The 13,056-nt window shown below is 39.3% G+C and carries 11 protein-coding genes; 5 read left to right on the top strand and 6 right to left on the bottom strand.

The genetic code is table 11. The annotated features are described in order from the left end of the window. Positions 1-15 precede the first annotated feature (15 nt). On the top strand, positions 16-633 hold the full coding sequence (locus tag KYH19_RS19330) for a hypothetical protein (protein ID WP_219076290.1): 618 nt from the start codon (positions 16-18) through the stop codon (positions 631-633). A gap of 28 nt (positions 634-661) precedes the next feature. On the opposite strand, the gene KYH19_RS19325 is transcribed toward KYH19_RS19330, so the two are convergent. After that, positions 662-1,555 carry a LysR family transcriptional regulator gene (locus KYH19_RS19325; RefSeq protein ID WP_219076289.1) on the bottom strand — a complete coding sequence of 298 codons (894 nt, stop codon included), beginning with the start codon at positions 1,553-1,555 and terminating at the stop codon, positions 662-664. A 76-nt stretch (positions 1,556-1,631) separates the two neighbouring features. Between KYH19_RS19325 and hutH the strand changes: the two genes are divergently transcribed. Together hutH and KYH19_RS19315 are read left to right on the top strand one after the other, a co-directional pair. Beyond that, on the top strand, positions 1,632-3,164 hold the full coding sequence (gene hutH / locus KYH19_RS19320) for a histidine ammonia-lyase (protein ID WP_219076288.1): 1,533 nt from the start codon (positions 1,632-1,634) through the stop codon (positions 3,162-3,164). Between the two features lie 18 nt (positions 3,165-3,182). Then, complete coding sequence (locus tag KYH19_RS19315) at positions 3,183-5,189, top strand: urocanate hydratase (RefSeq protein WP_219076287.1); 2,007 nt, start codon at positions 3,183-3,185, stop codon at positions 5,187-5,189. Positions 5,190-5,467: 278 nt separating this feature from the next. Here KYH19_RS19315 and KYH19_RS19310 read toward each other — a convergent pair whose 3' ends face one another. Further along, positions 5,468-7,963, bottom strand: a complete 2,496-nt coding sequence (locus KYH19_RS19310; RefSeq protein WP_219076286.1) for a PAS domain S-box protein — start codon at positions 7,961-7,963, stop codon at positions 5,468-5,470. Positions 7,964-8,049: 86 nt separating this feature from the next. Continuing rightward, positions 8,050-8,952 carry a LysR family transcriptional regulator gene (locus tag KYH19_RS19305; protein WP_219076285.1) on the bottom strand — a complete coding sequence of 301 codons (903 nt, stop codon included), beginning with the start codon at positions 8,950-8,952 and terminating at the stop codon, positions 8,050-8,052. A 99-nt stretch (positions 8,953-9,051) separates the two neighbouring features. Between KYH19_RS19305 and KYH19_RS19300 the strand changes: the two genes are divergently transcribed. Both KYH19_RS19300 and KYH19_RS19295 read left to right on the top strand, forming a co-directional pair. Continuing rightward, positions 9,052-9,681 carry an NAD(P)H-dependent oxidoreductase gene (locus KYH19_RS19300; protein ID WP_219076284.1) on the top strand — a complete coding sequence of 210 codons (630 nt, stop codon included), beginning with the start codon at positions 9,052-9,054 and terminating at the stop codon, positions 9,679-9,681. Continuing rightward, complete coding sequence (locus KYH19_RS19295) at positions 9,653-9,937, top strand: putative quinol monooxygenase (RefSeq protein WP_219076283.1); 285 nt, start codon at positions 9,653-9,655, stop codon at positions 9,935-9,937. Before KYH19_RS19300 ends, KYH19_RS19295 begins: the two co-directional genes overlap by 29 nt. Here KYH19_RS19295 and KYH19_RS19290 read toward each other — a convergent pair. The 3 genes from KYH19_RS19290 to KYH19_RS19280 are packed head-to-tail and all read right to left on the bottom strand — an operon-like array spanning position 9,934 to position 13,029. Next, positions 9,934-10,788 carry a DMT family transporter gene (locus tag KYH19_RS19290; RefSeq protein WP_219076282.1) on the bottom strand — a complete coding sequence of 285 codons (855 nt, stop codon included), beginning with the start codon at positions 10,786-10,788 and terminating at the stop codon, positions 9,934-9,936. The genes KYH19_RS19295 and KYH19_RS19290 overlap by 4 nt on opposite strands. Positions 10,789-10,843: 55 nt before the next feature. Continuing rightward, entirely contained in the window at positions 10,844-11,539 is a 696-nt protein-coding gene (locus tag KYH19_RS19285; RefSeq protein ID WP_132399557.1) for a response regulator transcription factor, read from the bottom strand. After that, positions 11,527-13,029, bottom strand: a complete 1,503-nt coding sequence (locus KYH19_RS19280; RefSeq protein ID WP_219076281.1) for a sensor histidine kinase KdpD — start codon at positions 13,027-13,029, stop codon at positions 11,527-11,529. Before KYH19_RS19280 ends, KYH19_RS19285 begins: the two co-directional genes overlap by 13 nt. Positions 13,030-13,056 lie beyond the last annotated feature (27 nt).

Here is a 13,056-nt window from a genome sequence, read left to right as displayed (position 1 = left end):
AATAATAATAAATATATGAACGTTGTCGAAAATTTACATCAAGAAAATTTCAATATACAGATGAAATTTTTGCTAACCTGTTTAGGCCGTGTAAAGCAATTGTATCATCAGTTTAGCATCGAGGTTGGTCATGATTCCTCGGTGTATTCAGCAAAGTTTAAGTCAGGAGAAGCAAAAATAAATAACCTTTATGATGAAATGTTTAGGGTTTTGTTTTCGGATCCTGACAAAAAGCTGAACAGTCTAGCCGAGGATTTTTATGAGTTGGCTCCGTCTTACGAAGAATATGCTACAGTAGATGCCACAATTGCAGTTCAAATAGCGCTATTATGTGCTTCCATAATCGAATTTTATCATGATAAAGGTTTTGAGTCTATATCTGAAGTATTGATTAACATGGAAGAAATTATACATATTCTGAAGTCTCAAGAATATGATGAGCAGGATTTAACATCTCCGGGCGCAAAAATTGATAGAGATGATTATATTAACTCTGCCATAAGCCGTGAGGAAGAACAAGAACAAAACATTATCAACTTTCTTAGAGCAAACGAAACATTAAAGGCTTTCCAAAATATAGTTGAAAAAAAATATAATCAGATAAACTTAAGCTTCTTTTTTACTCATTTTTAAAGCAAATAGAATTTCTAGCGTAAACAGCCTAAACTTTATCCTCCAACAACAGTTTAATCACATTTTTTAGTGCCGGGTTGCGATTAGATTCTTTCCAGATCATATATAGCTCTGTTCTTTGTGGAATATGTTTAAGCTCCACAAACTTCACATTTTCCTGATAGCCATATTGCAGGGCAGTGGGCACAATGGCAATTCCCAGACCTTCTTCTACCAGTTTGTAAATGGTGAGTGCGTTAACCGATTTATGGTAAGTTTTGGGTTTAAAACCATGATCTTCACATATACTCATCATCAGGTCGTAGTAGAATGGACTGTCATCGCTCGAGAAAAAAATAAAGGGCTCGTCACCCAGTTTTTTTACCACTTCAAAACTTGCCTTTTTCATCGGGTGGCTTTTAGGCAATACCAGCGAAAAAGTATCCTGGTGGATCATGTGTTTAGAAATATCAGGTTTAAACTGCTGCATCCGCACAAAACCCATGTCGAGCATGTCTTTTTCCAGTAATTCGATCTGTAGTTTATTGGGCATTTCATCCAGATTGGTTCTGATCTCCGGAAAATCTTTGTTCAGTTTAAAAATAACTTCCGGTACAATTTTTTGTGCCGCCGAACCTAAAAAACCGATGCGTAGTTCGCCCTGTTTGCCTTCTGTAATATTGGTCAGCTGTTTTTTTATATTCTCGATATGACTGAACATAAAATCTACTTCATCTTTAAGGTAAAGGCCAGCTTCGGTAAGTGTAACTTTTTTCTTGTTCCGATCAAAGAGTGGTGCGTTAAAAATTTCCTCCATCTGTTTAATCTGCCGGCTTAATCCCGGTTGCGAAATAAACAGGCGGTCGGCAGCCTTTCTAAACTTCAGTTCTTCTGCCAAAACCTGAAAATATTTTAAATGCCTAAGCTCTATCTGATAACTCATGGTTATTACATGATGATGTAATTGGTATTTATAGGTATCAAATATAGGGCTTATTTTTGTTTAAAACCTTTATGATATGAGTGAGCAACAGATTTTTAATTACGGAACAGACCATTTAACCGCTAAACTGGCTTTGGCCATCAGCAACGGTGAAGTGAAAGGCATATTAAGCGAAAGCACACGGGTAAAAGTACTCGAAAGCAGCAAGGTGGTAGAGCGTATTGCGGTTTCAGGTAAGGCTGTTTATGGCATCAATACGGGCTTCGGACCACTTTGTACTTCTATGATTTCGGCAGTTGATACCCGTAAACTACAGGAAAATATTTTAAAGAGTCATGCTGTCGGTGTAGGCGAGCCGATAGATAGCGAAATATCAAAACTGATGCTGGTTTTAAAACTGCAGGCTTTAGCTCAGGGCTACTCAGGCATTAAAATCGAAACGCTTGACCGGATGATCTGGTTTTTAGAAACCGGTGCCATTCCTGTGGTGCCCAAACAAGGTTCTGTTGGTGCCTCTGGCGATCTTGCTCCTTTATCTCACCTCTTTTTGCCTTTAATTGGCTTGGGTAAGGTGCATTATAAAGGGGGAATTATTGCCACAACTCAACTTTTAACAGCACATGGGATACAGCCTTTGCAATTAGGCCCAAAAGAAGGTTTGGCTTTAATCAACGGAACGCAGTTTATTGCCGCGCATGCCGTCAAGGTAGTACAACGTTTAGAAAATGTGCTGAATTCTGCTGATATTATAGCAGCATTGATGATTGAAGGTTTGCAGGGATCGGAAAAACCTTTTCATGCACAACTTCATCAACTAAGACCATACCCCGCAAATATTGCCGTGGCAGAACAGGTACGTAAGCTGTTACAAGGTTCTGAAATCATGAAATCGCATGCCGATTGTGCCAAAGTACAGGATCCTTATTCTTTAAGGTGTATTCCACAGGTACATGGTGCCTCCAGAACGGCATGGATGCATTTAAAAGAAGCGTTGGAAATCGAACTCAATTCAGTAACCGATAATCCTGTCATATTTAACGATGATCTAACCATCAGCGGAGGTAATTTTCACGGTCAGCCATTGGCTTTACCGCTTGATTATGCCTGTTTAGCCGCTTCTGAAATCGGCAACATCAGTGACAGAAGGATTTACCTCTCTCTGGAAGGAAATACGCCTGGCGTGCCGAAATTGCTGATGAAAGAAACCGGATTAAATTCTGGTTTTATGATTGTTCAATATACCTCGGCAGCTTTGGCCAGCGAAAATAAAGGTCTTTGTTTCCCGGCCAGCGCCGATAGTATACCAACTTCATTGGGTCAGGAAGATCATGTAAGCATGGGTTCCATCAGTGGTCGTAAAGCCTTACAGGTAATCGAAAACGTAGAAAAAATCCTTGGTATCGAATTGTTCTGTGCTGCACAGGCCGTTGATTATCATCATCCATTAAAGCCTGGGAAGATTTTGGCTGCGGTACATGATTTTGTGCGTACTGAAATCGATCATTTTGAAGAAGATCAGATTATGTATGATAGGATGGGAAATGCCATTCAAATGGTACAGCAAGGTAAAATTGTAGCCACCGCAATCAATGCAGAACAGGATTTATAAGAGTTAAAATTACAGGAAATGGATTTTAAAGCACAGCTATTGGCAGGTATTCCTTCGGTTTTACCCGCAAAAAAAATAAGAAATGAGCAATTAAGTCATGCGCCGGTAAGGAGAGCGGTATTAAATGCAACGGAAAAAAAACTGAGCATTAAAAATGCGCTGCGTTATTTCCCTGAAGCATGGCATCAGGAACTGGCGCAAGAGTTTTTAAGTGAACTGGAAAACTACGGACATATCTACATGTACCGTTTTATGCCCGATTATGCCATTTATGCAAGGTCTATAACTGAATATCCTTGCCGTACGCCACATGCTGCCGCCATTATGCTCATGATCCAGAATAATCTGGATCCGGCAATCGCTCAGCATCCGGAAGAGCTGATTACTTATGGTGGCAATGGTAGTGTATTCCAAAATTGGGCACAATATTTACTCACCATGCAATATCTTGCCACAATGACTGATCAGCAAACGCTGAATATTTACAGTGGACATCCGCAGGGATTATTTCCTTCCAGCACTGCAGCACCCAGGGTAGTGGTAACTAATGGCATGATGATACCGAATTATTCTTCGCCTGAAGATCTTGAAAAGTTTAACGCTTTAGGCGTAACCCAGTATGGGCAAATGACTGCTGGTTCGTATATGTATATTGGGCCTCAAGGCATTGTTCATGGTACTGCGATTACTTTGATGAATGCTTTCCGTAAAAAAGGTTTTTATGGAAAAGATACCGCCGGTAAAATTTTCCTTACGGCCGGCTTAGGAGGCATGAGTGGAGCGCAAACCAAAGCTGGTAATATTGTGGGCTGTATCACGGTATGTGCCGAGGTAAATCCGAAAGCGGCGACCAAAAGGCATCAACAAGGTTGGGTTGATGAGCTGATTGATAATTTGGATGAGCTGGTGAAAAGGGTTTTATTGGCTCAAAGTGAAAAACAAACGGTTTCATTGGCTTACATTGGAAATGTTGTAGATGTTTGGGAGCGTTTTGATCAGGAAAATATTGAGGTTGCGATTGGTTCCGACCAAACTTCGCTTCATAATCCTTACTCTGGTGGCTATTATCCCGCAGGTTTAAGTTTTGAAGAAGCCAATGAAATGATTGCCAACGCAGCTGATCAATTTAGAATTAACGTTCAGGATTCGTTAAAAAGGCATGCTGCCAGCGTTAACAAACATACTACTAAGGGAACTTATTTTTTCGATTATGGAAATGCTTTTTTACTGGAATGCAGTAGGGCAGGTGCGGATGTGATGTCGGAAAATGGTGTCGATTTTAGGTATCCATCTTATGTAGAAGATATTTTAGGGCCATTATGTTTCGATTATGGTTTCGGTCCATTCAGGTGGGTTTGTGCCTCGGGAAATGAAAAGGATCTCGATTTAACCGATCGCATGGCAAAAGAAGTAATGGAAGAAATCAAACTGAGTGCACCCTCAGAAATACAGCAGCAATTACAGGACAACATCAACTGGATTACGGCAGCAAAAGAAAACAGGTTGGTGGTTGGTTCAAAAGCCCGCATTCTATATGCTGATGCTGAAGGTCGTGCAAAAATCGCACTGCGATTTAATGAAGCCATTAAAACCGGCGAATTATTAGCTCCTGTAATTTTAGGCAGGGATCATCATGATGTGAGCGGAACAGATTCGCCTTTTAGGGAAACCAGCAATATTTACGATGGAAGCAGGTTTACCGCCGATATGGCCATCCATAATGTGATTGGCGATAGTTTTAGGGGTGCAACCTGGGTTTCGATCCACAACGGCGGTGGCGTAGGCTGGGGCGAAGTGATAAACGGTGGTTTCGGAATGGTGCTTGATGGAACCGAACAAGCTGCAGAAAAATTGCAGAGCATGCTTTTTTATGATGTAAACAATGGAATTGCCCGGAGAAGCTGGTCCCGTAATAAGGAAGCCCGTTTTGCCATCGAACGCGAAATGGAACGCACGGGTACTTTGAAAGTTACGCTGCCCAACTTAGTCGATGAAGAACTATTGAATGGCTTGGGAATAGGGTAGGCTTTTTTACGACAGAGGCTTTTGTTGTCATTCTGAACGCAGTGAAGAATCTTTCATTTCATGCTTAGAGAGAAAGATTCTTCGTTGCACTCAGAATGACAGATCTCTCTTTGTTTAGCCACGGCAACATATAAAACACGGAATACCCTCCGCGTATTGTCACCCTGAGCGTAGTCGAAGGGTTAGTTCATTAGCCTCGAAATTAATCGCTTTTTTTTAAAAACCTCTGCGCCCCTTTCGAAAACCTTAGTAATCTTTGCGGTAAAAGCTGTTATAAATTACCTCAAAGGCAAAGTAAAATGAAACACAGAGCCTTTACCTTCTTCACTTTCAGCCCATATTCTGCCACTATGCCGCTCAATAATTTCGGCGCTTAAATAAAGCCCTATACCAAAGCCCGAGATCGTATGATTGCCTTGAACACGGTAATAACGTTCAAAAAGCTTGTCAATATCATCAGGTTTTATGCCTATTCCCTCATCCTTAATCTGGATTTCAACCTCAGCATCAAGTAGTTTGCAGGTTATTTCGATGCGCGTTCCATTATCGGAGTATTTTATTCCGTTACTGATCAGGTTGGAAATCACATTCCCGATTTTATCCCGATCGGCATTAATGTTAACCTCACAGGCCGGATTTAATATAATTTGATGCGAAGATTGTGAGATATAAGTTTCTTCGATGGTTTCTTTCAACAACTCATCTAAGTTAAAGTCGATTTTTTCGATAAGCAGCTTACCAGATTCCAAACGTGATACATTTAAGAAACCATTGATCATGGTGCTCATTTTTCTGATCTGGCTATGTGTTTTTTCCAGAGCGATCATTTCATAATTGTCCTGATCTTTTTTAGCCTTGCGCTGCAAAACCTGAACAAAGCCATTGATGGCTGTTAATGGTGTTTTTAATTCATGACTGACCATCCCGATGAAATCATTTTTTCGAAGTTCATCTAGTTTTTGTTCCGTGATATCAATAAAAAGACCCGAATATTCTGTTGCGTTACCATGCTGGTCTACAAATACCCTCCCGGTTGCTCTAACCCATTTTTCTTCGCCGGTGATTAAATTATTTATTGGAAATTCATTATCACTTGAAGAGTGGCTGTTTAATGCGTTTGTTAAAGATGCATTCAGTATATCATGATAATCGGGATTGATCGCGCTCATGATGACGTCAATTTTAGCAGGCCCGTCTAATGGCAAACCGAGTAAATTTTTAACAAATCCCGATACGGTAATTTCGAATGTTTTTGGGTCGATGCTCCAGGTACCCATTCTGCCAGTATCAATGGCCTGAAGTAGCCTTTCTTCACTATCGGCCAACTTTTTGGTGTATTGGATCAGGTCCTCATGTGTTTGGGCGAGTTCTTCGTTGGTAGTGGCCAATTCCTCATTTGCCGCCGCCATTTCGATATTGATATCCTGAAGTTCTTCCTGATAAAGTTTTCGGTCCGTAATATCCGGACTTACCGTAGCAATCGCAGTTATTTTATCTGTTTCCTGATCTTTTATGGCAAAACCATTCCATTCGATCCAAAATGGATTTCCTGTTTTTTCGTTCCAGAAGCGGATTTCCTGTTTGAAATTGATACCCTGCAAAACCCCAGGTAAAAGCTTTTGAGCGGCCGGTCTGTCTGCAGGGAAAACACAGTCCATTATATTTCGGTTCTTTATATTAGTCCAACCTAATTTCCTTAAAGCTGCAGGGTTCAAATATTGGATAGACAGATCTAAACCGACTAAAGCGATAAACTCTGAACTGGCTTCGATGAGTTTATTTAAATTTAACCGTTCCAACTCGATTAATTTTCTTTCGGTAACATCAATACACGAACTGATGTAACCGGCAAAAGATCCGTCGGTGTGGAAACGTGGAGGGCCGCTTGCAAGCAACCATCGGTAATCACCTTTTTTTGTCAGGATTCTAAATTCGCCAGTAAATGGTTTTTTCTGTGCCAGTGCTGAAAAATAAATGTTTAAATACCTCTCGCGGTCTTCAGGGTGGATCAGATCAGCCCAGCCAAAAGCAAGGAGATCATTCATTGATCTGCCGGTTAAGGTAATCCAGGGTTTATTAAAGTAAATCGCATTTCCCTGCTCATCACCAACGGCAATAAAAATATCAGTTCCTTCTGCCATGGTTTTAAAGCGTTTTTCGCTTTCCGACAGTTGGTTAAACCGTTCTGCAACCCTTAATTCGAGTTCGTTATTTAAAACGTGTAAGGTTTCCTGTGTTTCCTGTAATTCTTCATTTGTAGCCACCAGTTCTTCGTTGGTAGCCGCAAGTTCTTCTACTGTGGCTGCAAGTTCCTCGTTCAGTACCTGTTCGCGCTGTAATGCTTCATTCTTCTCTTGCTCCCTTTCTACAGCTTCCTTCCTCAATACACGCTCGCTTACATCAATCGCGGTATGTAGAATACAGATGGTCTTACCTTCGTCGTTTTTTATGGCCCGATATTCAAAATCAAAATAAAAGGTCTTTAACTCACCGTCAATAACAAGGTCGGCAGCAGTATCTTTTCCTGAAATTACAAGGCCTTCCAACCAGACTTTTCTGAACATCTCAACAAAAGGCTGGCCTTTTAATTCAGGCAGGGCATCTTCAAGGGATTTCCCGATCACACGCCTGTCTTTTCCCCAAATGCGCAGCATCGCATCATTTGCGGCTTGTATAATAGCTGTTTCTCCAACATGAACAGCAGTTGCGGTATGGGTGTGATTAAAAACTTCTAGTAGTTGATCATTACTTAAAAACGGACTGGATTGACTCATTCTGGAATTTTAGGACGTGATCTAAAAAAATATTTTAATAAGTTTCAAAATAAAACAGACTAATCAGGAACTATTTTCAATAGAAACTATATACTAACCATAACCTCTTTAAAAAGGTTTTTGATTATGTGAATTTCTGATGCATACTGCGTATTTTTTCTACAACCAAAGTATAAAATGTTGGTGAGCTTTGAGGTGCCTTCCCAAATAACCTTTACTTTTTCTTCTTCAACTTCTTTTTTGCAAAGAAAATCGGGGATAATGGCCAGGCCTTTTCCACCAGACAGGCAGCGGACAATTGAATTGAGATTAGGTACAATGTAGTTAGGGCGAAAATCTGCATGCTTGCCGAAGTTAAGTTGCCAGAAGCGTAAAAGGTGTTCCATATCGCCCGCAGTACCATACCATTTTTGCTTTTTTAACCAGGCCTCCATTCCTGCCAGATCTTTCCTTTTAACTAACGAATCAAAAGTCTGCCCGTCAGTTTCTATTCCACCTACTAAAACAATAGTCTCGGAAGAAAACGCTTCATGTTCCACATTTGGTGAGCTACCTTTTTGTGGAGTAATAATGAGGTCTAAAATGCCTTTATCCAATTGATCGAGCATTTCGGGATATTCGCCAAAACGGATAATGACATTAAATGGAAGGGTAGAAATATACTGTTCGAGCGTAATCTGAAAAGTTTCGAAACACATGCCTACGCTAATGGTTGGGGTATGTTTCTCCGTACTTTTCTGGAAATGTTTTTCTGCATCCTCCAGTTTGGTCAAAGGCTCCACTATAAAATTATACAATACTTTTCCTTTTTCGGTAGGAATCATTTTTCTGCCTGTTCGCTCGAACAGCTTGTAGCCAACATAACTTTCTAAAGAACTTAAATGCAAACTTACCCCAGGTTGCGATATAAACAGATTTTCTGCCGCTCCTGTTAAGGTTCCTGTTTTATAAATTGCCTTAAAACTTCTATACCATTCTAAATTAACCATAACCGATGTATTATAATTCTGATACAAAGCTATGAATTAACTTGTTTTAATAATAGATAGAGGCAGTGTAATTTTGTGTTATCAAATAGAAAAAACGAAATGACAAAAATATTCATTATTAACGGAGGACAAAAATTTGGTCATTCTGGTGGCAGGTTTAACGAGACAATAGCTAATGCAACAGTCGATTTTTTTTCTTCAATGAAAGAATTTGAAGTAAAAACAACCAATATCAATCACGATTATAACCCCGGGGAAGAGGTGGCGAAATATATTTGGGCGGATGTTGTAATTTACCACACCCCAATCTGGTGGTTCCAGTTGCCACATGGATTTAAAAAGTATATTGATGTGGTATTTACCGAAGGTCATAAAAAAGGAATTTACATTAGCGATGGGCGTAAGGCGGATAATCCAACCAGAAATTATGGTACAGGTGGCATGCTACACGGACGGAAATATATGGTAACATCATCATGGAATGCACCAAAAGAAGCTTTTACTCTGCCTGGAGAATTTTTTATGGAAACCAGTGTGGATGAAGGTGTCTTGTTTGGTTTCCACAGGATGAATGCCTTTACCGGAATGGAGCGAATAGATGGCATCCATTTTCATGATGTTGAAAAGAATGCAGATATTAGGAGTGCACTTAAATTATACCAGGAACATTTAACCCAAAATTTTTTAAATACAGAAGTATATGAGCATTTATTTGACAGCAATAGTTAAAAGCAAACAAGAAACTACCGTGGCATTAAGAACGATGCTGCTGGATATGGTGGTAAATTCTCGTAAGGAAGAAGCCTGCATTCAGTACGATCTGCATGAGTCGACAGTTGATCATACCTTTATTTTTCAGGAAGAATGGAAAGATCAGGCAGGTTTAGATCTGCACAATAAGCACCCATATATTTTAGCCTTTGTAGCACAGGCTGATCAGTTGACAGATGGTATTGTAATTTATAAAACAGAAAAACTGGCCTAATTATTTTTTGTGTGCCTGGCTGTTAATGAAGAACCTGCTGAAGCAATGACAACAAAAGCCACGGCAAAACACTCTTTTAATGTGAGGTATTCTTGTAAAAAAACAAGTGCGGCTAATGAGGCCATAGCAGGTTCTAAACTCATTAAAATACTGAAAGTCCGGGCTGGAAGCTGTTTAAGGGCTCTCATTTCCAGGGTAAAGGGAATGGCGCTTGAAAGTAGTGCAAGTGCTGCTCCTAAACCCAATAATTTCGGGTTTAGTGTGCTTAAGCCGCCACCATAAATCCCAAAGGGTAAAATTACTATTGTAGCAAATAACATCCCAATAGCAACAGCATCACCACCTTTCATTATTTTAGAAATTCTACCTCCCAAAATGATATAGCCTGCCCAGAAAACACCGGCCAAAAGTGCCAGCAGTACGCCGGCTAAATTAAGTCCTGTGCCTGTCCATGGCGTAATCAATACAATACCGGTAGCAGCAAGTACCACCCACAGAAAATCAACAGGTTTCTTCGATCCAAAAATGGCTAGTCCTAAAGGTCCTACGAATTCTAATGTTACCCCTAAACCGATCGGAATTCTTGCTATGGCCATATAAAAAACCATATTCATTACGCCTAAACACACACCGTACAAGATCACGTATTTCCATTGTTTAGCATTAAGTTTAAATAGGTTTGGTCTAAAGGCAATTAGTAAGATTACCGCAGATAAGCCGATCCGTAAAGATGCTGTTGCAGCAGCCCCAATCTGCGGGAAAAGCCCTTTTGCAATTGCCGCTCCACATTGCACACTGATAATGGATAATAAAACTGCTGGTATTGGTGGAATATTGATTTTGCTTTTCATTAAGGGCACTCGTAAATTGAGGCGCAAAATTAGGGAATTATAATGTGGTAAAAGCTTAATAAACCAATTTATAGCCCTGCCCCCTGATATTCATAATGAAAATAGATGGATCATCCTTCAGGTATTTCCTTAGTTTGGTGATAAACACATCGAGACTTCTGCCAGAGAAATAGTCATTATTGCTCCAAAGTGCATTCAAAATTACATTACGCTCCAGCATGTTGTTTTTATTGAGCAAAAGCATTTGTAATATTTCAGCTTCGCGGGTGGTTAATGTTCTCTGACTATTCGCTGTAGTTAAAATGCCTTCTGGATAATAAAATTGATAGTTGCCTATTTTTATTGGCTGCTTTTCTTCATTTTCCGGCTTAAAAACAAGTCGGTTTTGGCTTAATAATGCTTTTACCCTGATAGTGAGCTCTTCTATACTAAAAGGCTTTTTTAAATAGTCATTGCCGCCACTTTCGAAACCCATTACCACATCGGCAGGGAGCGCTTTCGATGTTAAAAATATAATCGGCGTTGCCATATCAATCTGTCTCAATTGTTTTGCGATCGAGAAGCCATCGCCATCTGGTAGCATTACATCTAATATTAATATGTCGGGCTTTGATTTATGGTATTGGCTAATGGTTTCTTTAGCGGTTAAAGTATGTATCACTTCGAATCCTTTTAAGGCTAATGTTTCCTTAACTATTTCGGCAAGTGCAGGCTCGTCTTCTACAAAGAGAATTTTATTTAAAGTGGCCATCCCAAAGTGATTTTAGTTCCTTTACCGGGTTTACTTTCAATTTTATACCAGCCATGGTGCAAATGCATGATCTGTTTCACATAATTTAACCCTAATCCATGTCCTTTTACCGGATGACTATTGCCGGTACTTACCCGATAGAATTTCTCGAACACGGCAGGAATGTCTTTCTCAGCTATTCCAATGCCATTATCTTCAACCTGTATCGTTAGAAAATCCTCTTTCTTTTGAATGCTTATCTTGATTAGAGATTCTTCACCTGAATACTTTATTGCATTGTCTATGATGTTGCTTATGGCATGCTGAAACTGAGTAGAATCAACATATATCTCGTTTATTTCACTTCTGTTTTGATAATCGATAGCAATTCTTTTCCCGGCCTTAATTTCATGCAGGTGTATGATTTCCATTATTTTATTGCCGAAAAAGACCTTTTCTTTTAGTAAGGGAGATTTCCGATCCTCATAAATGGCGATATTTAATACTTTATCAACCAAAATATTCAATCGTTCAATTTCATTTTTTGCATGGATCAGGTACCGGTTATATTTATCGTCGTCGTTTCGGATGATGGGGTTGTTCAAGGCTTCAATGGCAACTGAGACGGTTGATATGGGTGTTTTAAATTCATGGGTAATATTGCTTATGAAATCGTTTTTAATGGTCGATAATCTTTTCTCCCAAAAAAGTCTTTTTAAAAGAATGATCATACAACCCGATACTATAATGATCATAGCGAACGAAGAAAACAGAAGCAAAGCCATCCTGGAAAGAATGTAACCAGATGGACTTTTAAACATTGCTCTTACGTATCGTTGATCATCGGTGAAACGGTAGGTTTGAAACGCTCTCGTAACAAAAGCATAATCAAGCTTTTTTATACCCTTATTATTGGTGCTGTCTACTTTTTTAACGATAAAGCGATAAGGTGTTTCAATATTTCGGGCTTTTAAATAAATGTTAAATGCAGGCCTTAAACGAGTAGTATCGAATTGGTATTTCTTGGTCTGTTCATCCATAAACAGACCAAGCTTTTGTGTTCTATAATAAATGGTATGTGTTTCCAGATCTTCTTCTCTCATTAACATTGCAAGTTGGCCAGCAACATGTTTGCGCACACTGGTATCACTTTTGTTTTTTGGAAGGGCCTTACTATAATCTGATAAGCTAAACGACGATGAGAATTTATCTTTCTCATTACCCTTTGCACTAACCGTGTAGACATATTTTTTGTCTTTTTTATCAAATTTTGCACTAATCAAAAAAGCATTGGTATCTAAAAGTTTTTTTTCAATAATGTTCTGAATGGTATCACAGCGTAAGTCGAGCTCTTTTTTTATTCCATCTTCGAAAGCAAGGTTCACTTCCTTTTCAAAATCTTTTAAAGTTGCTTTGTAATAGTTAACAATCCAATATACCTGCAACGATAAAAGTGCCGCCATTACCGAAAAACAGATTGCAATTAAAATGTTGGCACTTTTTCGCATCATCAAATGTATGTTAAATCTCTAAATCTA

The organism is Pedobacter sp. D749 (genome assembly GCF_019317285.1).
Classification (GTDB): domain Bacteria; phylum Bacteroidota; class Bacteroidia; order Sphingobacteriales; family Sphingobacteriaceae; genus Pedobacter.
Note: the sequence above shows the minus strand (reverse complement) of the source record. Positions and strands in the feature narration are given on the sequence as shown.